General features: G+C 65.1%; 17 protein-coding genes. 7 read left to right on the forward strand and 10 right to left on the reverse strand.

The genetic code is table 11. The annotated features are described in order from the left end of the window. Positions 1–197: 197 nt before the first annotated feature. The gene (locus PKD89_RS02610; RefSeq protein ID WP_289011302.1) at positions 198–1,481 is read right to left on the reverse strand and encodes an adenylosuccinate synthase; all 1,284 of its coding nucleotides are present in this window, start codon (positions 1,479–1,481) and stop codon (positions 198–200) included. Between the two features lie 41 nt (positions 1,482–1,522). Further along, positions 1,523–2,791, reverse strand: a complete 1,269-nt coding sequence (locus tag PKD89_RS02615; protein ID WP_289011303.1) for a glycosyltransferase — start codon at positions 2,789–2,791, stop codon at positions 1,523–1,525. Between the two features lie 136 nt (positions 2,792–2,927). On the opposite strand from PKD89_RS02615, the gene PKD89_RS02620 reads away from it, so the two are divergent. After that, positions 2,928–4,595 (forward strand): alkaline phosphatase D family protein, encoded by a 1,668-nt coding sequence (locus PKD89_RS02620; RefSeq protein WP_289011304.1) that lies wholly within the window; start codon positions 2,928–2,930, stop codon positions 4,593–4,595. Between the two features lie 133 nt (positions 4,596–4,728). Here PKD89_RS02620 and PKD89_RS02625 read toward each other — a convergent pair whose 3' ends face one another. Then, positions 4,729–7,272 carry an ATP-dependent Clp protease ATP-binding subunit gene (locus PKD89_RS02625; protein ID WP_324332255.1) on the reverse strand — a complete coding sequence of 848 codons (2,544 nt, stop codon included), beginning with the start codon at positions 7,270–7,272 and terminating at the stop codon, positions 4,729–4,731. Between the two features lie 239 nt (positions 7,273–7,511). Between PKD89_RS02625 and PKD89_RS02630 the strand changes: the two genes are divergently transcribed. Beyond that, entirely contained in the window at positions 7,512–8,171 is a 660-nt protein-coding gene (locus PKD89_RS02630) for a hypothetical protein (RefSeq protein WP_289011306.1), read from the forward strand. A gap of 34 nt (positions 8,172–8,205) precedes the next feature. Continuing rightward, the gene (locus tag PKD89_RS02635) at positions 8,206–9,087 is read left to right on the forward strand and encodes a 5'-3' exonuclease (RefSeq protein WP_289011307.1); all 882 of its coding nucleotides are present in this window, start codon (positions 8,206–8,208) and stop codon (positions 9,085–9,087) included. A gap of 39 nt (positions 9,088–9,126) precedes the next feature. Here PKD89_RS02635 and PKD89_RS02640 read toward each other — a convergent pair whose 3' ends face one another. The 3 genes from PKD89_RS02640 to PKD89_RS02650 are packed head-to-tail and all read right to left on the reverse strand — an operon-like array spanning position 9,127 to position 11,055. Then, entirely contained in the window at positions 9,127–10,071 is a 945-nt protein-coding gene (locus PKD89_RS02640) for a diiron oxygenase (RefSeq protein WP_289011308.1), read from the reverse strand. A gap of 52 nt (positions 10,072–10,123) precedes the next feature. Beyond that, entirely contained in the window at positions 10,124–10,546 is a 423-nt protein-coding gene (locus PKD89_RS02645) for an ABC transporter permease subunit (RefSeq protein ID WP_289011309.1), read from the reverse strand. Beyond that, on the reverse strand, positions 10,504–11,055 hold the full coding sequence (locus tag PKD89_RS02650) for a hypothetical protein (protein ID WP_289011310.1): 552 nt from the start codon (positions 11,053–11,055) through the stop codon (positions 10,504–10,506). Before PKD89_RS02650 ends, PKD89_RS02645 begins: the two co-directional genes overlap by 43 nt. 537 nt (positions 11,056–11,592) lie before the next feature. Between PKD89_RS02650 and PKD89_RS02655 the strand changes: the two genes are divergently transcribed. Continuing rightward, positions 11,593–13,041 (forward strand): DUF6056 family protein, encoded by a 1,449-nt coding sequence (locus tag PKD89_RS02655; RefSeq protein ID WP_289011311.1) that lies wholly within the window; start codon positions 11,593–11,595, stop codon positions 13,039–13,041. 345 nt (positions 13,042–13,386) lie between these two features. On the opposite strand, the gene PKD89_RS02660 is transcribed toward PKD89_RS02655, so the two are convergent. Next, positions 13,387–13,761 carry a hypothetical protein gene (locus PKD89_RS02660; protein WP_324332256.1) on the reverse strand — a complete coding sequence of 125 codons (375 nt, stop codon included), beginning with the start codon at positions 13,759–13,761 and terminating at the stop codon, positions 13,387–13,389. Positions 13,762–13,820: 59 nt separating this feature from the next. Then, positions 13,821–14,939 (reverse strand): acyltransferase family protein, encoded by a 1,119-nt coding sequence (locus PKD89_RS02665; RefSeq protein WP_324332258.1) that lies wholly within the window; start codon positions 14,937–14,939, stop codon positions 13,821–13,823. Positions 14,940–14,983: 44 nt separating this feature from the next. Between PKD89_RS02665 and ligD the strand changes: the two genes are divergently transcribed. Next, on the forward strand, positions 14,984–15,997 hold the full coding sequence (ligD, locus tag PKD89_RS02670) for a non-homologous end-joining DNA ligase (RefSeq protein WP_425591224.1): 1,014 nt from the start codon (positions 14,984–14,986) through the stop codon (positions 15,995–15,997). A gap of 426 nt (positions 15,998–16,423) precedes the next feature. On the opposite strand, the gene PKD89_RS02675 is transcribed toward ligD, so the two are convergent. Beyond that, complete coding sequence (locus tag PKD89_RS02675) at positions 16,424–17,884, reverse strand: DUF6056 family protein (RefSeq protein ID WP_289011315.1); 1,461 nt, start codon at positions 17,882–17,884, stop codon at positions 16,424–16,426. Positions 17,885–18,162: 278 nt separating this feature from the next. Between PKD89_RS02675 and PKD89_RS02680 the strand changes: the two genes are divergently transcribed. After that, positions 18,163–18,396: a hypothetical protein gene (locus PKD89_RS02680; RefSeq protein WP_289011316.1), complete on the forward strand. Its 234-nt coding sequence runs from the start codon at positions 18,163–18,165 to the stop codon at positions 18,394–18,396. 330 nt (positions 18,397–18,726) lie between these two features. After that, positions 18,727–21,750 carry a CDP-glycerol glycerophosphotransferase family protein gene (locus PKD89_RS02685; RefSeq protein ID WP_289011317.1) on the forward strand — a complete coding sequence of 1,008 codons (3,024 nt, stop codon included), beginning with the start codon at positions 18,727–18,729 and terminating at the stop codon, positions 21,748–21,750. On the opposite strand, the gene PKD89_RS02690 is transcribed toward PKD89_RS02685, so the two are convergent. Then, complete coding sequence (locus PKD89_RS02690) at positions 21,728–22,603, reverse strand: EamA family transporter (RefSeq protein WP_289011318.1); 876 nt, start codon at positions 22,601–22,603, stop codon at positions 21,728–21,730. The two genes, PKD89_RS02685 and PKD89_RS02690, sit on opposite strands and share 23 nt — an antisense overlap. Position 22,604 lies beyond the last annotated feature (1 nt).

Raw genomic sequence — 22,604 nt, forward strand, 5'->3', positions numbered from 1 at the left:
ACGCTGATGACGTCTTCCGGATCCATCCATGACAACCCTCCACGGGCACGGGGCTCATCGTGCATGAACCAGTTGCAAGATACTAACCATGGGCGAGAACCCAGGCTACGAGTTCAACCAAAAAGGATGGTGCAAGGCCCGCCCGGTGCCCGATCAGCGTCACTGGGGACCGACCCTGCGGTGGGCTTGGTCCGCTCTCAGCCTGCGTTGCGGTGCACGAACTGCTCGCGTCCAGGGCCGACCCCGACCAGGCTGACCGGACAGCCCACCTGTTCCTCGAGAAAGGCCAGGTAGTTGCGGGCCTCGACCGGCAGGTCCCCTGGCTCGCGCACCCCGGTGAGGTCGGTCTTCCAACCGGGCAGGGTCTCGTAGATCGGTTTGGCGTGGTGCAGGTCGCTCTGGTGGTACGGCAGCGTCTCGTGGCGCACGCCCTCCACGTCGTAGGCGACGCACACCGACACCTCGTCCAGCTGGTCGAGCACGTCCAGCTTGGTGAGGGCGATCTCCGACAACGAGTTGATCCGCACCGCCTGGCGCATCATCACCGCATCGAACCAGCCGGGACGACGGCGACGGCCGGTGTTGGTGCCGAACTCGTGGCCGACATCGACCAGGTGGTCCCCCACCTCGTCGAACAGCTCGCTCGGGAACGGTCCGGCACCCACGCGGGTGATGTAGGCCTTGGCGATGCCGACCACCCGGTCGATGTGGCGGGGCCCAACGCCCGCGCCGGCGCACGCGCCGCCGGCGGTGGGCGACGACGACGTGACGAACGGGTAGGTGCCGTGGTCGAGGTCGAGGAACGTGGCCTGGGCCCCCTCGAAGAGCACGTTCTCCCCGGCCTCGAGCGCCTCGTGCACCATGCCCACCGTGTCGGCCACGTAGGGCATCATGCGGTCTCGAACCTCGCCGAGATAGGTGTCGGCCATCTCGCCGACATCGAAGGGAAGGCGGTTGTACACCCGGGTGAGCACCTGGTTTTTCTCGTCGAGCACCGCCTCGAGCTTCTCCCGAAAGATCTTCGGGTCGAGCAGGTCCTGCACCCGGATGCCCACCCGCATCGCCTTGTCGGCGTAGGTGGGCCCGATCCCGCGTTTGGTCGTGCCCAGCTTGTTCTTGCCCAGGTACCGCTCGCTCAGCCGGTCGATCTCCTGGTGGTAGGGCAGGATCAGGTGGGCGTTACCCGACACCTTCAGCCGGGAGCAGTCGACACCTTTGGCGGTCAGCATGTCGATCTCGGCCAGCAACACGACGGGGTCGACGACCACTCCGTTGCCGATCACCGGGACGATGTGGTCGTACAGCACGCCGGAGGGCACCAGTTGAAGAGCGAACGACTCGCCGTCGACCACCAGGGTGTGGCCTGCGTTGTGGCCACCCTGATAGCGGACCACCATCGACATCTCCTTGGCGAAGAGGTCCGTGAACTTTCCTTTTCCTTCGTCACCCCACTGGGTTCCGACGACGATGGTCGCTGACATAGTTGGTTCCTTCCGGGCGCGCCCTCACGCCGACGCGCACACTAAGCAGCGGAGGAGCCTACTGCCGAAGTGTGATCGGTCGGTGACCTGGGGAGCTCGTCATAGGCGCCGTTGTGGGCGAAGATCCGGATTCGCACCAGGTCTCGCACCAATCGGGCGGTGTCGCGGACAACGCGCACCGTCGACTCCTCGCTGTTGGCAACCTGCACCGGCACCTCGCTCAGCGACAACCGCTTGCGCTCGACCAGGTACAGCACTTCGATGTCGAGGGCGAAGCGGTCGATGCGTGTCAGAGGAAAGATCGCCTCGGCAGCGTCGGCCCGGAAGGCCTTCAGCCCGCATTGGGTGTCCCGGTACCGCCCCAGCAGCACCACGGAACTCAACACGTTGATCGCCATGCTGCCGAGCTGCCGGAGACGACCGGCCTGCACCAGCGTGGCCGTGGCGGTGTGCTTGCGGCTGCCGACGACCACATCCCAGCCGGCTTCGGTGAGCTCCAGCATCGGCAACACCTGATCCGGGGAGTAGGCAAGGTCGGCGTCGAGAAACGCTCGGGTCGAGCCGGTTGCCGCCTTCATGCCGGCACGGACCGCCGCCCCTTTGCCCTGGTTCTCCGGAAGGGTCACCACACGGTCCGCTCCAGTTGCTTCGGCTGCGTCGGTGGTCGCGTCGGCCGACCCATCGTCGACGACGATCACCTCCAAGCCCCCGTTCTCGGTGATAACGGCTAGCTGGCGACGCACCTCGTCGACCGTACGGCCGATCCGGTCGGCCTCCTCGAAGGCAGGGATCACGATGCTCAAACGGGGCCGATCGCTCGGCAGCGGCGGCGGTTTGGAGGGGGTCAACTGGTCCGAGCGCACGACGGCACCCAGCACCGAGCGGTACGCGGTCGCCCGCATCAGCACCGCCGCCGCCAGTGCGACGGCCTTGGAGATCACCAGGCCGTGTACCGACCGCGCGTCCAGAGCCTGGGTGAAGGCGGTGAACACGACGACGTCCACCGCCAACGAGCCGACCAGCGTGGTGAGGTACGAACCGGCGTGATTCTCGAACCAGCGCCGGGTGGGGCTGTTGGCCAGGGTGACCAGGCGGTGCAGCAGCAGCGAGACGACGGTGGCGATGCTGACCGACACCAAGTCGGCGGTGAAGGCATCAAACCCCCAGCGACGGATCAGCGGGACGAGTACGGCGACGTCGACCAGGGTGGCCACGATGCCCACGACGGCGAAGCGCTGCACGCGGTTGGGCGTTCTTCCCGAGGCGGTTCTGGCGTGGGAACGGCTGTGCTGCGCCACCGGGGAGGTCATGGTCGCAAGGCTACCGACCGGCCGACGAATCGGTCGCCTCCCGGCATCAATGCCCGTCAACTCTTCCGGGCGACCGTTCGAGCGTCGCGCCCTCCCAAGCTGAAGTAGCGTTCCGACCGGCTCGGGAGGGGACGGCATGAGCAGAGGTCGACAACGGAAACCTGCCCCGACCCGACACCTGACCTCGGGGTCGATCTCTCGGCGCACCGTGCTGGGTGTTGGAGCGGCCGGCGCGGTCGGGTTGACGCTTGGAGCATGTAGTGGCGACGATGAGGCCTTCGGCTCATCCGTATCTGAAGCGTCGCCGACCGATGCGTCGGCTCCCCAGAAGGACGAGGATCTGCCACCGGTTCCAGACGGGCTGCCCGGCGAGCTGTTCACCATCGGTGTGGCTTCGGGCGACCCACTGCCCGACTCGGTGATGCTGTGGACGCGCCTGGTCGCCGATCCGCTCGACCCCACCGGGGGGTTACCCGATGCCCCGGTCCCCGTCGCCTGGGAGGTCGCCACCGACGAGGAGTTTGCGGACATCGTCGCCTCGGGTTGGGAGCCGGCCGAGCCCCGATTCGCCCACTCGGTTCACGCCGACGCCACCGGCCTGGAGCCGGACACCTGGTATCACTACCGCTTTTCGGTCGGCGACCAGCGCAGCGAGGCAGCACGCACCCGCACAATGCCCGCCGACGATGCCACCCCGGCGCAACTGCGGTTGGCGGTCGCGTCGTGCCAGGAGTTCAACGCGGGCAGTTACGCCGCCTACGGCGCCATGGCCGCAGACGAGCTCGACCTGGTCGTGTTTCTCGGCGACTACATCTACGAGGTAGGCGGCGGACGGATGGAGCCCAAAGTGCCCCAGCGCATCACCCAGACCCTCGCGGACTACCGGGTCCAGTACGCGGCCTACAAGCGCAACCCGCTGCTGCAAAAGGTCCACCGGCAGGTGCCCTGGGTGCTCACCTGGGACGACCATGAGGTGGGCAACAACTACGCCGGGGTGATCCCCCAGGAGCCCGAGTCACCCGATGGCTACCAGCAGCGCCGGGCGGCCGCCTACCAGGCCTACTGGGAGCACATGCCGCTGCGGACCGGGCCGCCTCAGACCGACGGGGCGCTGAAGATCTACCGTTCGATCAGGGTGGGCACATTGGCCGAGTTTTTCGTGCTCGACGGTCGCCAGTACCGAAGCGATCAGGTGTGCGGCGACCGGCTGGCGGTGCCGGCCTCCGAGTGCACGGAACGGCTGGACGAGGCCGGCACCATGCTGGGCGCCGACCAGGAGCGGTGGCTGGCCGAGGGACTGGCCGCGAACGACACCACCTGGACGGTCATCGCACAGCAGACGGTGATGTTCCCCCTGGTGATCAACGACCTGGTGCTCAACCTGGACCAGTGGGATGGCTACGTCGCCGCCCGCGAGCGCCTCTATGACGCCATCATCGATGCCGACCGGGACAACGTGGTCGTGCTGTCGGGCGACATCCACGCCGCCGGGGCGACCGACCTGTTCGCTGAGCGCGACGGCGAGCGCCTGCCGGTGGCCCACGAGCTGGTGACCACCTCGATCTCGTCGCTGTCGACGATTGGCGAGCTGGGCCCCGCTGCGGTGTCGCTGGTGGAGCAGGTTGCAGCCGACGCCGTGTACGTCAACGCCGAGGACCATGGCTACGGCCGGGTGACGATCACTCCGGAATCCTGGACCACCGAGTTCGTCACCGTCGCCGACGTCGAGACCGACGATGCCCCGGCCTCGGTCGACGCCACCGTCGAGCTGGCCTCCGGCTCCAAGAGGCTGGTCCGCAAGTAAGCACCGGGCCGTGCGAGCCGAACCCTGCACCCAACTCGGGAGCCCAGAACGCACTCTGGCAGCGCTCTGCACTCCCCAGTTGCGGAGGTGGGTTGAGTTGTGGGGTTGGGGCGGGTTGTGTGGTGGAGGCTTGTCAGGCCGGGGCGTCGACGACCGCTGACAGCACGTAGCCGTCCTCGCCGGCATCAACGGTGACCGTCGAGTGCTCGGTGACCGTGCCGTCGAGGATCGCCATCGCCAGGCGATCGCCCAGCTCCCGCTGGATCACCCGCTTCAGTGGGCGGGCGCCGTAGTCGGGGTCGAAGCCCTCGTTGGCCAGTCGGGTACGGGCCGCGTCGGTGAGGCTCAGCACGATGCGGCGGTCGTCCAGCCGTCGGCGCAACCGGTCCAGCTGGATGTCGACGATCTGGTCGATGTCCTCCCGCGTGAGCTCGCGGAACCGCACTATGTCGTCCAGCCGGTTGATGAACTCCGGCCGGAAGAAGTCGCGGGGCTCGCCCGGCAGATTCGACGTCATGATCAGCACGACGTTGGTGAAGTCGACCGTGCGGCCCTGCCCATCGGTCAGCCGACCATCGTCGAGCAGCTGCAGCAGCACGTTGAACACGTCCGGGTGGGCCTTCTCCACCTCGTCGAGCAGCACCACCGAATAGGGGCGACGGCGAACCACCTCGGTGAGCTGGCCACCCTCGTCGTAGCCGACGTACCCGGGGGGAGCTCCGATCAGGCGGCTGACCGAGTGCTTCTCCATGTACTCCGACATGTCGATGCGCACCATCGCCCGCTCGTCGTCGAAGAGATAGTCGGCCAGCGACCGGGCCAGCTCGGTCTTGCCCACGCCGGTTGGGCCGAGGAACAGGAACGAACCGATCGGCCGATCCGGATCCGAGATGCCGGCCCGGCTGCGGCGGATGGCGTTGGCGACGGCGGTGACCGCCTCGTGCTGGCCGACGACCCGCCGCTCGAGCACGCCCTCGAGGCGCACCAGCTTGGCCATCTCGCCCTCCATCAGCCGGCTGACCGGGATGCCGGTCACCCGGTTGACGACGACGGCGACGTCCTGCTCGTCCACCTCCTCCTTGAGCATCTGCTTCTCGGCCTGAAGCTGGGTGAGCTCTACTGTCGCCGCCTCGATCTCGCGCTCGAGCACCGGCAGGTGGCCGTAGCGCACCTCCGAGGCCCGGCTGAGCGAGCCTTCCCGCTCGGAGCGGTCGGCCTCATTGCGCAGGTCCTCGGCCCGCTCCTTCATCGCCTGGAGTTCGTCGATCTTCTCCTTCTCGGCGGTCCAGTGGGCCATCAGGCCGTCGTGCTCCTCGTTGAGGTTGGCCAGCTCCTCGTCGAGCGACTCGAGTCGCTCGGCCGACGCCGCGTCGGTCTCCTTGGCCAGGGCCACCCGCTCGATCTCCAACCCGCGGATGCGGCGGTCGATCACGTCGATCTCGGTGGGCAACGAGTCGATCTCGATTCGCAGTGTGGAAGCGGCCTCGTCGACCAGGTCGATCGCCTTGTCGGGCAGGAAGCGACCTGTGATGTAGCGGTCCGACATCACCGCAGCGGCGACGAGGGCCGAGTCCTGGATGCGCACGCCGTGGTGCACCTCGTAACGGTCCTTCAGGCCGCGCAGGATGGCGACCGTGTTCTCGACCGACGGCTCCCCCACCAGCACCTGCTGAAAGCGGCGCTCGAGCGCGGCGTCCTTCTCGATGTGCTTGCGAAACTCGTCCAGCGTGGTGGCGCCCACCATCCGCAGCTCGCCGCGGGCGAGCATGGGCTTGAGCATGTTGCCCGCATCCATCGACCCCTCGCCGCTGGCGCCGGCGCCGACGACCGTGTGCATCTCATCGATGAAGGTGATGATCTCGCCTTCGGAGTCGGTGATCTCGCGCAGCACAGCCTGAAGTCGTTCCTCGAATTCGCCCCGGTACTTGGCGCCGGCGACCATGGCCGCCAGGTCGAGCGCGATCACGCGCTTGTTCTTCAGCGATGTGGGGACGTCGCCCTCGACGATGCGTTGGGCCAGGCCCTCGACGACGGCCGTCTTGCCCACACCGGGTTCGCCGATCAGCACCGGGTTGTTCTTGGTGCGGCGGCTTAGCACCTGGATGACCCGGCGAATCTCGTCGTCGCGGCCGATCACCGGGTCGAGCTTGCCGGTGCGGGCGGCCTCGGTCAGGTCGCGTCCGTACTTCTCCAGGCTCTGATAGGTGTCCTCCGGGTTCTCGTTGGTCACCCGCTGGCTGCCGCGGATCTCCTGAAGGGCGGCGAGCACCTGATCGCGGTCGACCACGCCCAGCCGACGGCTGGCCGGCGACCGCTTCTGATCGGCATCGACCAGGGCCAGGAAGAGGTGCTCGGTCGAGAGGTACTCGTCGGTCATGTCCTGGCGCAGGACGACGGCCGCGTCGATCAACGTGGTGAACTCCCGGCCGAAGCGGGTCTCGCTTCCGTGGGCCTGGGGCAGGGCCGCCACCGCCTCGTCAGCGGCGTTGCGGACCGCCACCGGGTCCAGCTCCAAACGTCGCACCAGGGGCAACACGATGCCCTTGTCCTGGCGCAGCAGGGCCCCGAGGAGGTGGTCGAGGGTGATTTCGGGGTTGGACCGCTCGCGGGCCGCCACTTGGGCGGCCTCGACGGCTTGGCGGGTCAGTTGGGTCCAGGTGTTGGGATCGAGCGACATGGTGTGAACTCCTCGGTCGTGTCAACGGCGCCGTCCGGCGCAGAGTTGATGGTCTAATACTTAGGTTTCCTCGTGCGCTGAGTGTAACCCTAGATTGGTCGGTCGCATTCCCGAGGTTCGAGCACGTTCAGCGCCTCGTCCCCCGGTTAACGCCACCGTGTCGACGCCGTCAATCGGGCGACTGTGCCACCGGGTCGAGGTTCGATGTCGAGCGAAGTGACTCGGGTACCGTGAGGTCGATGCCCGCCGACGACCAGACGTTCGAGACGGTGGCCGCACCCGCTCACCGGAGGCCGTTGCGAACCGCCGCGTGGCTGGCGGCGGCGGGTGCGCTGACAATCGCGGTCGGAGCGGTGCTACTCGTCACGACCGTCGGCCTGCTCGACAACTCACTCACGTCGGCGAACGAGCGCGGCGCGGACCGCACCAGCTACCTCGGCGCGGAGATCCCGGTCGGGGCAACCGAGGCGGTCGCCTTGGACGACAAACGGGCCAAGACGCTGCTCGCCATCGTCAGCCCGGAGGTTCCCGACGACGTGGCGACCGACGAGTTGGACGTTCCAACCGTGCGGGTGGCTGCACCCGACGGGTCACCGGTGCGGGTGATCCCGGGCGATGCGCTGGAGCTCACGGTCGACGGTCGGCGAACCGTCGTCATCGGCCAGTTCCGCACCGGGGAGGCCGGCGACTACGAGGTGCAGGTGGCAGCGGAGGGCGGCGATGCCAGCGGAGTCGGCATCACCAACGACCTGCTGCCCGACCCCGGGGATCTCGGCGGAGCTGCTGGCACCTTCCTGGCCAGCGCTGCCGCAGCCACCCTGCTGGGCATCGGCGCCCTGATGAGCGTCCTCGGCATCGCCGGATGGCTGTGGTTTCGTCGTCGTCCGGTCGACGCCTGAGCCGCACCGGCCATCGATGAGCCAAACTGGAGGCATGCAGGTACACCTCGTCGACGGAACCTACGAGCTGTTCCGGCAGTTCTACGGACGCAACAGCGGCCACACGAACGCCGAGGGGACCGAGGTGGGGGCGGTTCGGGGAGCCCTCCGGTCCACGTTTGCGCTGCTCAACGACGGCGCCACCCACGTGGGCGTGGCCACCGATCACGTCATCGAATCGTTTCGCAACGACCTGTACGAGGGCTACAAAACCGGCGAGGGCATCGACCCGACGTTGTTCAGCCAGTTCGGCCTGTTCGAGGACGCACTGCGGGCGGCCGGCTTCACCGTGTGGGCGATGGTGGAGCAGGAGGCCGACGATGCGCTGGCCGCCGCCGCCTTGATCGCCTCCGGCGACGACCGGGTGGAACGCGTGGTGATCCTCACGCCGGACAAGGACCTGGGCCAATGCTGCGCCTGGCCCAAAGTGGTGCAGTACGACCGACGCAATCAAGCTTTTCGCGACGCCGACGGCGTGCGGGAGAAGTTTGGGGTGGACCCCGAGTCGATCCCCGACTGGCTGGGCCTGGTCGGCGACACCGCCGACGGCTTCCCCGGGCTGCCCGGGTGGGGCGCCAAGTCTGCCGCGGCGGTGCTCGCCCACTACAAGCACCTGGAACACGTCCCGGACGCCCCGGGGAAGTGGGAGGTCACCGTGCGCGGCGCGGCCAAGCTGGCCGCCACGCTGACCCAACAGCGCGACGACGCCTACCTGTTTCGCACGATCGCCACGCTGCAGACCGACGCCGAGGTCGGTGTGGTAGACGACTGGCGCTGGGCCGGGCCCTCAGCCGAACTCGAGCGCTATGCCGACCTGCTCGACGCCCCCGACCTGATCAGATCGGCCACCACGTTGGTCAACCGACGCTCGGCCTGACCGCCGGCGCTCTTCACCCAGGCGCTGGGCGCTCAGGCGCTACTCGGCCGCGAGCAGGGACCCGACGCCGTTCAGCACCGGCTCGGGCACCCCGTCAGCGTTGACGCCGCACAGCTTCTGCCACCCCGCGGGGATGTCACCGCGGTCGAGCACGCCGGCGTTGAGCAGCGCTTCCAACACCGGGCGGGTCGACACCCGTCGCAGCTGCACGCGTGTCGGGCTCTTGTTGACCTGTTTCCACGTGGCCCAGGGATCCAAGCCCACCTGGGAATACACCCCGGGGTGCACCATGAACCGGAACAGGTCGCTGATCACCAGCGGAGCGATGCGACGGATGACGGTGCGTTCAACCCTCGACGCCCCGGCCCACACCTCGGGCAGCATCGTCCGGGCAAAGCTGAGGTGCCGGGCCTCCTCTTGGCGGTGATAGCGGTTGACCGACGCCAGAAACGGGTCGGTAGCGGGGTGCTCCGATGCCAACTTCTGCATCTGGTCGGGGATCTCCTCACCGGCGAGCACCATGACGTACAGCATCGCCAGGTGGTTGGTGATCCAGCCGGTGCCAAAGCGGTCGAGGCGGTCCATCCACGCCTTGCCCTCCAGCGGGTGAACCGCCTGTGGGTTGATCTGGGAGATGAGCCGGATAAACAGCCGCTGGTGACGGGTCTCCTCTCCGATCTCGTGCAGCAGGTAGGTGATGCGCGGGTCGGTCAGGTCGCGGGCATAGGCAACCTGGCGGGCAAACCCGATCTCGAGCACCGCTTCGAAACGGGTGCCTGCGCTGAACATCGAGGCCACCTCCTCGCGGCTGAGGATGCGGCGCTGCTCGGCGGTGAGGTCGAGGTCCATGCCGGCGATGCTGAGCAGCTCGTCGGCCATCAGCTGACCGTCGCCGATCGACCCAGGAAGGTCGGCATCGGGTTCGATCACCCGGCGGAGCGAGGCCCGGTTCAAGCGTTCAACTCGTTCGACAACGGCAGTCATCCATTCAGCCTACCACCGTTCACCCAGCTTTGGCATCCGCAAGGATGCCTGCTCAGGGCGTCGTGACCAGCCACGGATGACGCCGGTGACGCCCTCCGGGGCGACGATCGCCACCACGGAGGGCCAGGCCGTTAATGGCAAACTGCGTGGTCGACCGGGACGATCCGGTCGGCACCGACACACTGCCCTCGCTTGCCAGTGCCCCGGGGAGCAACGCGCCGGAGATCGAGGTGATGCCCGCCAGGTAGGTGAGCGCCACGACCGACAGCGCGACGAACACCTGGTAGCTCTGCACCGACAACGCCTGGCGCTGATATGCGAGGAGCTCGCCGCCCACCCCGGCGAGGGCCGCCGAGATGGCGAAAGCGATCAGCTTCACCCGTGCGACGTCCACCCCTGCCGCCGCGGCCGCCCGCTCGTTGCCGCGGACCGCTAGGAACACCACGACGGCCCGCGATGCCAGCAGCACCGCCACCGCCGACGCGTGCGCGGGGCGCAGCGCTGGGGGAAACCTGGGCGCCAGCAGTGCCCCCCTTCGGGCAGCGGGTGGCCGAGCAGCAACATCACGCCGAGGATCACCAGCAGGGGCAGCCCCCGTTGCCAGCCCACCTGCGGCACCCAGGTGTGGTCGGCGGTCAGGTTGGTCAGCTCGGAAGCCCCCATTCCCGGTACCAGACCGCCCGCGACGGCGACGGCGCCGTAGCTGCGGAAGCCGCCGAGCAGCGCGACGGCCAACGCCGGCACGACCGCCAGGCTGGTGATCAGCGGGTCCAGCCGGGTGAGCTGGCCGGCCAGGATGGTGAACGTGCCGGCCAGGCACACCGCCAGCGACCAGTTGCCAAGCGTGAGCAGGTCGGAGCAAAGCCCGACGAGAATGGCGCCCTCGCTCGTTGTCGGCTGCGACGGTGGTGGCCAAGCCGAACCAGGTGTGGCCGCCGACCGCCCACAGCACCGCTGCTGTCGCCGAAACGATCGCCGCCACATAGAACTGATCCGAAGTCACCATGCGGCCGAGCACGTTGCGGCCGATGTCGTCGACGATCGCGCGGATCAGCACCTCCCCCGGGACGCATCTCGGCCACCGCCCACAGGTAGAGAAACAGACCGACCGACGCGACCCCCTGGGCCGAGTTGATCACCCCGGATACCCGGTAGATCATCACCAACCCCAGACCGAGCGCAGCGATTGCCGAGCCAGCACCGAGACCGGGCAGCAGGTAGCCCAGGTGCGAGCTCACCGCTCGTTCTGCAGTTCCGCCACACCGCCTTGTTGACAGGGTGATCTCAGCCGCACTGGGCGCAGCTATTAGTTTCTTCAATCCACATAAGGCAGAATGAGCGGATGGAAAATTATGCCGCGCCTCCCACGTTTCCGGCGGGTTCCACCGCCCACATTGTGAGGCTCAGATGAGGCGCAACGGTCAACTGTTAGAGGCCCGACAAGCCACATCTCGCGCCTTTCAGGCATACTCCGCACAGTTGACCTCGCCCCATGAGCGAACGATCAAGCGTTCGACTGAGTTGGCAATCCTTGGCCTCTTCGTGGTCGCATTTTCACTCATCGCTGCGCGGGTTCCTGCTACCGGCGACGATTGGACCTGGGGCTCCTCCATCGGGATGGACCGGTTGAAGAACGGACTCGTGTACTACAACGGGAGATACCTGGGAAACCTTATCGTTCTCCTCATGACGAGATTGGGTTGGTTCACCCCGATACTCCAAGGCCTCGGCTTCGCCCTGATGATCGCCCTAATCCTTGACATCACGCGCAATCGGACAATTATCGGATATGTGACGATAATCTCGTTGGTCTTCCTCATGCCAGCGCCCCTCTGGAGGGAGTCGGCGGTTTGGGTGCCCGGCTACGCCAACTTTGCAACGGGCTCGATCGTCATACTCGTGTTCATTCGGTGCGCGCTTCGCGCGATCGCTGCGGGCCAAGCCGAGAGGCCCCACTGGATTGAGCTTGGCTTAATCTTTACGCTTGCTGTCGCCTCACAGCTCGTGTCTGAACATGTAACGGTCTACCTGCTGCTGGCGTCTTTCCTAGCGCTGGCCATAGGTCGCATTACTCAGGGCAACTTCAACCCACGGCTACTCTGCTGGTCCGCAGGCTTTGGCGTCGGTGCCCTACTCATGTTCGTCAGCCCAGAATACCGTATAATATTTTCGGGATCGGGAACAAGCTACAAAAGAGTGGGGTCACAAGGTGGATCTCTCATTGCGCAGTCCGTCGACGCCTTGCGCAATCAGGTCGCCACGAATGGCCTGTTGTCAAACAGAGCACTCATTTTCACCATAGCAGCGTTAGTGGTGATCATTGCTATCACGAGGTTTGCAAGGTCGGATCGGTCCGCACGCTCTGCGTTGATATTTCTCTTACCGGCAGCGATAGCGGCATTGGTCGCGCTGGTAGTGGCATTGAGGATGACCCTCACACCTGTGGAAAGTGGCTCCACGCGCACGGTGGTAGCGATGGCGACTCTACTCATTCTTGTGCTGTTGGCAACCTATCTTCTTGAGAGACCCAGTGATCGTATGATCGTGGCGATCGCGGTTGCATCAATGCTCATACTGTACGCACCGCTGCTGGTTGTGAGACCCATTTCACCACGAACCTTCCTGCCAACCTATGCCCTTCTACTGGTCATAGTGAGCGTGTTCGTGTCGAGCCTCAACGGTCTCGTCCACGCGCGCACGCTCAACACGTGGTTGGTCCTGACCATTTCAGCCGGACTGATTGGATGGGTTCACCTTTTCGTCATCTATTCGGAGGTCAATGGCGCGTCACGCGAACGAAACACATCCCTAAGAGAACAGATCGATAAGGGAGCATCGGTTGTGACGATGAAACGCCTACCTCACGGTGAATGGATGAAACGACCCGAACCCTTCGGTGAGAAATGGATGGGGGCGTTTAAACTGTATTACGACCTACCCGAAGGTGTCTCTATTTCCATCACCGACTAGGCGGCTGGTGTCTTTCGCGTCGGGTATAAGGCTCGCGCTTTGGGTTCGAGTTCGGGTTCGGCAAAATGGTGCCCATGCTGGGCGATGTTTGGTGTGGGTTGTGACGGTCGGGGTGACACCCCGGCAGACTGACGTTTTCCGGTCGACGACCGGGTTCGTTGTGACGCTGTGGCCGATGATTCGGCCTGGTCGGCGGTGCATCGGGAGTGTCATGTGTTGTGAGCCGATGGTTCGACCCAAGCGTCGGGCGGCATCGCCCGGGCAATGCTGAGGTCTCGTACCTCCTCTTGGAAGCGATTGCCGAGCCGGCACCGAGACCGAGCAACAGGTAACCCGGGTGCGAGCTCACCGCTCGTTCAGCAGCTCCGCCGCATCGATCCAGCCGTCGGACACCTCGGCAAACTCCCCCGGGCCGACGAGCTCGACGAGGACCTGCTGGGGCGAACACAGCGTCGGCAGGTCGGGAACCTGTTCGCCATCGCAGATGTAGGGATGGCCATCGAAGTTGGGCTGGTCGACCGTGGCCCGGAACCAGTCGATGACCGATGCCGGCGTGGTGTCGGCGCTCAGCTCACCGAGCGCGACCCGGAGGTTCATCGCCGAGCGGAGGCTCACAGTTGCGGCGCCGGCGACGTTGAGTCCGTCGGGTCCGTAGTCGATGACAGCGTTGCAGATCTCGGAATCCGCGCAGAAACCCACAACGTACACAGGGCCATCCATCTCAGGGTCGGCCACCGTATCGAGCGCCGGAGCACACGACGTGTCGGCGGCGTCGACGGTTAGCGCGTCCGGCTGGGGGAGGGTCGGGGTCGCACGAACTCGATTGGCTCTACCATCGGCTGGGTGAGCCGACGAACTGGGGCGCTCATGGCAACCATCGTGAACGGGATGATTGCCAACGTCACCGCCACGGCCACCAGGGGTTGGTCTTTGGTGTTCGGAAAAAGCCAAAAGCGGAGCACCCTGGTCACCGGCAGGTGAAGCAGGTAGGCGTACAGGGTGTAGCGGCCCAGCCTCGACACGACGCCTAGATTCCGAGCGGACACCAACGCCATGATCCCGACCGCCATCACCATCCCGAACACCATCAGGCCAATCCTGATCGCCGCGCCGCGAAATTGGTCGCTGCCCATATCGGCGTATCTGCTGGCCTGCAACATCCAGGGCTTCAAGTTCCGGTCGGACTGATACGCCACGAGAAGCAACCCGGCAACAACCCACATGGCAGCGAAGCACCGGACCATCGGGCGCCGGAGGGTGGGCTCGATGCGGGGCAGTACTGCCATTCCGAACAGAAACGCTGGAAAGAACGCCAGCGTGCGAATCAGCGAGAACACGTTGGGCACAAGCCCGCTTGCGGCGAGGAGAACGACAGCCAACGGGCCCGCCAGAACATCGACCGTCCGCCAGCGACCCAGCGGCAGTACCAGGAGCCGCCAGCAGAACAGCGACGCCAGGAACCACAGCCCATAGGGGAACGCCCGGGTCGAGATCACCGACGGCGCGCCGGTCAGCCGGTGCATCAGAAGCGAATCGAACGTGATGAACAGACCGAGCGGCACAAGGAGCTGACCCCATCCCTGCCGGAAGACCGTGGAGAGCGAGCCTCCGGGTTTAGAGAACCGTCCGGCCAGGATGACGAACAGGGCCATATGGAAGCTGTAGACCATCTGGTTTGAAATTGCGTCGAATTCGGGCATCCAGCGTCGCCCGATACCCCAGTGGCCGGCTACTACCAGGCAGATAGCGACGAACCTCACGTTGTCGTGCCATGCCGACCGCTCCGTCGGCTTGTTCTCGGCGGTGACTGCGCTCATTTGCGCCTTGTCTGACGGCGCGGTTGACGGCAGGTGCTGCTTCAGATCGGCCACGTCCGATGATAAGCCCTGACCAAACAACCATCCGCACCCGGTCGCGACCGAGGTGGCCCAGCCGCGCGAGACTGTCTTTTGTGACCACCGCAGCGATCGAGGTCAAGGCCGGCGGCCGAGCCGTGCGAGTCTCCAGCCCCGACCGCGTGCTCTGGCCACAGGTTGGCCTGACGAAGGCCGATCTGGCCCACTACTGGGCACAGCTCGACGAGGTAGGCCTTCGGGGCTACCGCAGCCGGCCGGTACATTTGCACCGATTTCCAAAGGGCATCGGGGGCGAGGGCTTCTTCCAGAAGCGCATCCCCGACCGACGGCCTGATTGGGTGCGACGCACTCATATCGTCGGCCCCAACGGCACCGCTTCCGATGCACTGTGCCCGACCGACGTGGCCCATCTGGTGTGGGGAGTTCAGATGGGGACGATCGAGTTTCACCCTTGGCCCACCCGCAGTTGGGAGCCGGACCGCCCCGACGAGCTGCGGGTCGACCTCGACCCGTCCCCAGGTACCGTCTTCGCTGATGTCCGGCGAGCGGCAGCAGCCACCCATGAGCTCCTCACCGATGTTGGCCTCGCCGGCTGGCCCAAGACCTCGGGCAAGCGAGGGATCCACGTGCTGGTTCGCATCGCTCCTAGGTGGGACTTCGTCGAGGTGCGACGCGCTGCGGTCGCGTTGGCGCGCGAGCTGGAGCGTCGCGTCCCGACGCTTGTCACCGCTGCGTGGTGGAAGGAAGAACGGGGAGAACGGATCTTTGTCGACTTCAACCAGAACTGTCGCGATCGCACGGTGTGCGGAGCATGGTCGCCACGTCCAACTCCGACGGCCACCGTGTCGGCGCCGTTTTGCTGGGACGATCTCGAACATATCGAACCGGGTGATCTGACGGTGTCCAACGCGGTCGCCCACATTCACGAGCACGGAGACCCTCACAAGATGATCGATGATACGGCCGGATCCCTTGAGGGATTGCTCGAGCTTGCCAAACGTAATGAGGCGGCCGGCATCCCGGATGCACCATGGCCCCCAACGTTCCCGAAGATGCCAGGTGAAGCCCGCCGAGTTGCTCCCAGCCGCCGCGCGAACTGATCGGCTTCGACGCCGACTGGCCATTCATGGCGGGCCCGTCCAGAAACCCCCTGCGGCGATACCTCGGCCTGAGCTACACCGCTGACGGATTGTCGCTGCGCTTCGAGTCTGCTCCGGACGGACCGTCCACGCCGTCATCATCCGCCCTTGGGGGAGGCGGACCGGGTGATCTGGACCGCACCGTGGCCGGCACAGGTTCCGGGCATGTGCCGAGTTCATTCGACGTCCTGTTCGACGCCGTGAGGCCCGAATTGCCCGGGCCTAATCGGAGCTGGACGCGCTGCTGTCGCCCAGCCCGTGGACCACTACGCGCTCGTGCAGCGGGTTTCGCTACAGCGGGGCCGTCTTGGAAGTGGATTATCAGCTCACGGTGAACGAACGCTCGGCAGACAGTCCTCAACCGGCCCCAACCTTTGACGATAAATGTTAACGGACCAGACGAACGGTCACGTCCTTCGGCACATCATAATAAACCTTGAAGCGTCTAGCATATACCGGATTAGACGGGTCGGGGTACTGAAGCCATTCGCCATTGGGTAGCGCGTAGATCGAAACTTGCGGCGAGTCGCTGCCGACCTGCGACCGGACCGACCTCTCGCGCTTATCTGCGGCATGGTCGATCTCTGAATAGATGCCATAAAGATGTACCCACGCCACTGCACCGATTGCCACCATCACCGCACACCAAAGACCTGCAACGCGCGCGTCAGTCAAAGACGCGAGATTGGAAAGAAGGACGCTCACGACCACCAAAAGCAGGGCGTACGACGGCAGAAAGTTCCGCGCCCCGATTGGTGTTACCACCAATAGCGGAAGCGATAACGCTAGGAGCGACAGGACTGCCACGATGATGACCAACCGGTCACCGGCATCCTTCTGAAGCGTTACCGCCCACAACACCACTACGAGAACCACGGCCGAAGCCAGGACGGTTTTCGTCGAGCCGCTTTCCACAGGTTGGTTTGTCAACCGGCTGGCCGCCGCGACTGCTCCTACTAAAGCGAACAATCCGAGAACCAACTGGACTAGCCGCGCTCTGAGTGACCCGACCCCGGACGCGTACATCACCACTGCGGTGAGAGCGCTCAAGGAGCAGATCGCGAAGATGACGGCTGTATTGGACACCATACCGTTCGTAGAGATCTGATCCCGCAATGCCTCCTTGGCGGCAGCCAGTGGTGAGGTACTTTGCGCGCCGAGTTTCTTGTAACTCTGCCCATCAGACAACTCCCGGTATGCAGGGTTGGAGAACATCACCATGGCGCCGGCACCAAAGCCCAGCACCCAACAAGTCAGTCGGCGTGAGAACATCCTCTGTTCTAGGTAGTCGATTGCCAGCGCACCGATCGATGCCACGAACAGATACAACGTTACGTGTTCAACGACGAGCTGGGAGATGAACGCAAAGGCGAGAATCCCAACCTGCCCAACCGGCCGGACCGGGTGAGCAAACTGCCCCGAGAGCTCCTTGAGTGCTGCTCGCAGGAAGATGAGCATGACGATGGTTGCCGACGCATAGTTCGCAAAGCCTGAAACCCACACTGCCGACTCACTCCACATGTGTATCGGTATGAGAAAGACCAAACTACCTATTGACGCATACCCGACGAGTGTTCTATTACGTGTCAGATCGAGTACCAGGACGATGATCACTGCGAATCCCACGGCTTGCAAAAGTGGAGTGAACCATCCCATTCTGGTGAGCAAGAGGACAATGATGTTTCCCAAATATCTACCGTTATAGCCCTGGAACCCGGATTTCAACCGTTGGAGTCCCTCTTCAGTACCCCAAGCCCAGTCGTCTCCGCTGGCAGGCACTTTGGATGCTATTGCCCAGAATGCAAGAGCGAAGACACAGAGCAGCGCTATTTCGATCCGTCGATTCATAGGCCGACGCCCCGCGGGCAAGTCGCACTGGGCGCCATACGCTTGAAAGGATCTGCCGATCGCCTGTCGGCCCTTCAACCCGAGACTCCTGCGGTTCATCTGTACCCCTCGGAGCATGGCGGGACGACTGTCTCGGTGAAGCGGACCACGCTAGTTGTGCACAGCTAGTCGGCCAGTTTCGGGAGGGTCACGGGAGAGCGGTAGCGCCAGTGAGCGCAGTTGACCTTCGAACACATGGGCGCCTCATACACCGAGAACCTCCGGACCAGATCTGCCCAATGGGCCCTGCTGCTGGCACCCAACGAGCACTGCTCGACGATGCCCCCGGGTCGCTCGAGAGGCTCCTCGAATGGGCGGAACGTGACGAGGCCAACGGCATGCCCGATGCGCCCTGGCCCCCGACCTTCCCCAAGATGCCCGGCGAGGCCCGTCGGGTGGCGCCCAGCCGGCGCGGTGGCGCCAGGGCTGAGCAGGACGGCAACTCGGACCATGGGCGTTCCAGCAAGGGATGACAAACTGGTTGAATGGCTCGCAGCCCCGGTCTGACCAACCATCAACTCACGGTTACCTATCGCCAACACACCGCACGCATCTCCTTTGAATTCCCCCAGGGGACTCCGGTCCATCGGCTAGTCGTCAAGCCTCGAGGCCAGAGCGACGTGGAGCTCTGGAGCCAAGATGCCGGAGGGAAACCGTCCGGGTCTGTCGAGGTACCACTGGACCAACTCGCCAGCCTGATGACGCCGGCGCTCACTGAAGCCGAGGAAGAGGTCCACCACGCTGCCCCCACATCAGCGGCCGAAGCGTCCGCACCTAACAGCGTCGCAAGCACCGTTGGCCCCATGGTCTTTACGGTCTTCTGGTTTGAGGTGGGGCCTCCGGCCGATGCCACTCCCGAAGCGCAGGAACGCGTCTTCGTTCGTCTGAGTGGGGCGACCAAAGCAGCGATCGAGACCAGCCGACCCTTCGTCTTCGGTGATGTGACCCTGACACCGTTCGTCTCGACCCGAGGCCGTTTCGGCACAGCGCTGGGGAGGGGCGAAGCTCGCCCGAAACTACAAGGCCGCGTGACCCGCTGGCACCGGCGCCCCGGGAAGCTCGGCCTCACGGTCAAGGTGAAATCGGGCAGCTTCGGCGTCGTCGACGCCCACCTACGTCTCGAGGGTCGACAAACCGACCAGACCATCGTGGTTCCAGCGACGGTTCACGAAAACACCGTGGTTGCTCCTAACGACCAAGGTCGACGCGAGTTTGTCATCTCAAGCTGCCTGGACGAAGACACCTGGCTGAAGAGCGTCACCAAGCAGGACCTGTTCGATGCCCACCTGGAGCTGCGGTTCTCCGGGTGTGCAGCGCCCGGCTCGATGCGCGTGTCCAGGGCCAACGCCATCAGCCGGACCCGACTGCCGGCTGCCCTCTTCAACAACGGCGTGAACGCCGGAGAACTACGTGCGTACCGGACCTACAGGCAGGGCCTGATCTCCTTCGAGTTTCGACCGCTACACCCGCGCGCTCTCAACAGCGTTCGTTGGGCAACGCTGCTCGGTCCGTACCTGCGGATGCGGAGCATCCGGCGACCCGTCTGGTTGGTGGGCGACCGCCTCAGCACCGCACAGGACAACGGGCTGGAGTTCTACCGTCATCTGCGTCGGGAAGTGCCGGACGTTGACGCCCGGTACGTCATCGACGGCAACTCGCCCGACCTACCCAACGTCACACCGACCGAGGGCGTCGTGCTGGCGGGCACGAAGGAACACGTTCAGGCAGCGCTGTCGGCGCGCCGGATCTTTGGCACGCACCACCTTGACTACCTCCTGCCGGTTCGCTCCGGACCATTCCAACGAGCGGTCAGAGCAAAACGGATCTTTCTGCAGCACGGCATCATGGGTACGAAGAACCTGGTCGCCATGTACGGCTACGACTCGCCGACGTTTCAAGCCGAAGCGTTCATCGTGAGCTCGGAGCGGGAACGGAACATGATCATCGACGACTTCGGCTGGCCCGCCGATCGCGTCCACGCCACCGGCCTGGCCCGTTTCGACCGTCTTTTCGCCGAGCACCCGCCACCAGAACCGACGCTCCTCATCCTCCCAACATGGCGGGACTGGCTCAAGAATGATCAGGATGTGGCGAAGAGCGAGTACCTGGAACGCTGGGTGTCGCTGCTCAAATCCGAGCGCTTCGCACGGTTCCTGGATGACCATGGCCTGACCGCTGACCTGTACCTCCACTACAACATGCAGCCTTTTGCGGAGAGGTTTGCTTCCGATCACGTCCGGATACTCAAGTTGGGCGAGGTTCCGGTGCAGGACCTGCTCATCCGCTCTCAGATATTGCTGACCGATTACACGAGCGCCGCCCTGGACTTCTCGTTTCTGGATCGACCGATCGTCTACTACCAGTTCGACCGCTCGCGCTTCATTGGGCCCAGGCCGTCCCACTTCGCGCTCGATCGCGAGCTCCCGGGTGATATCGCATTTACCGAATCCGGCGTACTGGACCAGTTGGAGTCCGCCGGTGACAGAGGATTCACCCAGACCGACGAGATGCACAAGCGGTCGGACGCCCTCATCGCATTTCGCGATCAGTCTGCGTCCGCTCGAATCGTCGACGTGGCACGCCAGCCGATCCGCAGGCGCCACCACCAGCCGGTGATCGCTCGGGTTCCGGGGAAGATCGGGCGGGTCATTCGACACCACCCCGCTTATCAGCGCGTTCGGTCGAGAGCACGCAACCGGCTCTTCGAAATAGCCGGTCGGTTGCCGGCCAGGAAGCCGCTCATCTTCTTCGAAACGAACCTCGGAGCGGACACCGGCGATAGCCCCGGGGCCATTTCCGCGGAGCTTCGCGAGCGCCACCCCGATGTGCGCATCGCATGGTCAGTGAAGGGCGCGGCCCTGCCCTTCGAGCAGCCAATCGAGTGTTTGAGACGGGGCACGCTTCGCCACCACTGGGCTATGGGTCGAGCCACGGTTTGGATCAGCAACCAGAACTTTCCTGCCCATCTGAGGCGCCCAGAGCGAACCCACTACCTACAAACCTGGCACGGAACGCCCCTGAAGCGAATGCTTCACGACCTCGACGAGATCGTCGGTCGCGACGACGGTTATGTCGACCGGGTCGACACGATGATCGGCGAGTGGTCCACGCTGTTGTCTCCCAGCCCCTGGGCCTCCGAGCGGTTCGCGAGTGCATTCCAATATCAGGGCAAGGTTCTGGAGGTGGGATACCCGCGCAACGATGTCCTTCGCAGCACCGTGGCCGCCGCCGACCGGCGCAAGCACGTCCAAGAGCGGTTGGGTCTGGATCCCAGGAAGAAGACGGTCCTCTACGCCCCGACGTTTCGGGACACCCAGAAGGTCGGTAAACGGTTCACCTTCGACATCCCGCTCCAACTCGAGATGATGTCGGAGAAGTTGCTGGGCACCCACGAGCTGGTGGTTCGGTTGCATCCCATCATCCGAAAGCGAACTCGACTCCCCGCTGGCGTGCGCGACGGCGGTGGCCAGGTCGACATGGCGGACCTGCTGTGCGCCACGGATGTATTGATCACCGACTACAGCTCGGTGATGTTCGACTTCGCCAACACCGAGCGGCCAATGATCTTCTTTGCGCCAGATCTGGAGGAGTACAGCGGCGCCCGCGGGTTCTACCTCGACTACGAGACCCAGGTGCCGGGCCCGATCCTGACGACCACCGGCGAGGTGGTCGATGCGCTTGAGAACCCCGAGGAACTCGCTGCCTATGCGAGTCGCCGGGCCGAGTTTCGCGAGCGCTTCTGCCCACTCGACGATGGCCAGGCTGCGCGCCGGGTCGTCGACTACCTGGAGCAATTGCAGTTGCTCAGCCCACAGCGACCAACATGACGGCACCCAGCGCGAGCACCATCCCAATCCACTGAACCCGCTGGGGCCGCTCTCCGTCGACAGCTCCCGCCAACATGACGGTGGCCGCCGGATAGAGCGCCTGCACAGCGGCGACCATCGCCAGCAGATCGGCCCGAACCGCAAGCAGGTAGAAGACGTTTCCGCCGGCATCGAACACCCCTCCGGTCGCAGCCAGGCCCACGCTTCGACGGTTCCCCTCAGATCCGCCGAGGCCCCCGGTGGCCGGACGAGGGCGGCGGAGCACTCCGAACCCGAGAGCCAGCGATGTCAACACCACGATGGCGGTCCCACGCCCGATCAGCACCGGCCACAGCGCCGAGGCCTCGGATGTGCGGCTGAGCAGGACCAGGTAGCTGCCGAACCCGACGCCGGCCCCCAGGGCACGTAGGACCGTGCCGGTGGCCACACGTCGCGGCTCGCCGGGCAAACGCCGCTCACGAGCCACCATCGCCACCGCCGGAAGGGCCAGGCCGATGCCCAGCATCACCACGGGGCTTGGCCGCTCACCGAGAGCCAGTCCGATCAGGATTGGAACGATGGCGGAAGTGACCGCCGAGAGGGGCGCCACCACTCCCATCGGTCCATTCGCCAGCGCTGAATAGAAGGTGGCCAGGGCCAGCGACCCCGTTGCTCCACCCGCCATCGACCAAGCCACGTCGGCACCGCTGACCGTCCCGCCCACCACCAGGCACACAACAAGGATGAACACCGAGCCGCTGACCATGGCGATGAGGGTCGCCACCAGGGCATGGAGCCGACGGCTGGCGGTGCCCCCCAGAAAGTCGGCGATACCGTAGGAGGCAGCGGAGATCAGCGAGAGAATGATCGGCACG

Source organism: Candidatus Neomicrothrix sp. (genome assembly GCF_035329545.1).
Classification (GTDB): domain Bacteria; phylum Actinomycetota; class Acidimicrobiia; order Acidimicrobiales; family Microtrichaceae; genus Microthrix; species Microthrix subdominans.

Excerpts from the sequence above, each read along its gene's own strand:
- PKD89_RS02630 (WP_289011306.1), top strand. The coding sequence starts at position 7,512 with ATGCCCGCCGACGACCAGACGTTCGAGACGGTGGCCGCACCCGCTCAC.
- PKD89_RS02680 (WP_289011316.1), top strand. The coding sequence starts at position 18,163 with ATGGGCCCTGCTGCTGGCACCCAACGAGCACTGCTCGACGATGCCCCC.
- PKD89_RS02635 (WP_289011307.1), top strand. The coding sequence starts at position 8,206 with ATGCAGGTACACCTCGTCGACGGAACCTACGAGCTGTTCCGGCAGTTC.
- PKD89_RS02625 (WP_324332255.1), bottom strand. The coding sequence starts at position 7,272 with ATGTCGCTCGATCCCAACACCTGGACCCAACTGACCCGCCAAGCCGTC.
- PKD89_RS02615 (WP_289011303.1), bottom strand. The coding sequence starts at position 2,791 with ATGACCTCCCCGGTGGCGCAGCACAGCCGTTCCCACGCCAGAACCGCC.
- PKD89_RS02640 (WP_289011308.1), bottom strand. The coding sequence starts at position 10,071 with ATGACTGCCGTTGTCGAACGAGTTGAACGCTTGAACCGGGCCTCGCTC.
- PKD89_RS02660 (WP_324332256.1), bottom strand. The coding sequence starts at position 13,761 with ATGGATGGCCCTGTGTACGTTGTGGGTTTCTGCGCGGATTCCGAGATC.
- PKD89_RS02610 (WP_289011302.1), bottom strand. The coding sequence starts at position 1,481 with ATGTCAGCGACCATCGTCGTCGGAACCCAGTGGGGTGACGAAGGAAAA.
- PKD89_RS02675 (WP_289011315.1), bottom strand. The coding sequence starts at position 17,884 with ATGAATCGACGGATCGAAATAGCGCTGCTCTGTGTCTTCGCTCTTGCA.
- PKD89_RS02650 (WP_289011310.1), bottom strand. The coding sequence starts at position 11,055 with ATGTGGCGGCGATCGTTTCGGCGACAGCAGCGGTGCTGTGGGCGGTCG.
- PKD89_RS02685 (WP_289011317.1), top strand. The coding sequence starts at position 18,727 with ATGGTCTTTACGGTCTTCTGGTTTGAGGTGGGGCCTCCGGCCGATGCC.
- PKD89_RS02620 (WP_289011304.1), top strand. The coding sequence starts at position 2,928 with ATGAGCAGAGGTCGACAACGGAAACCTGCCCCGACCCGACACCTGACC.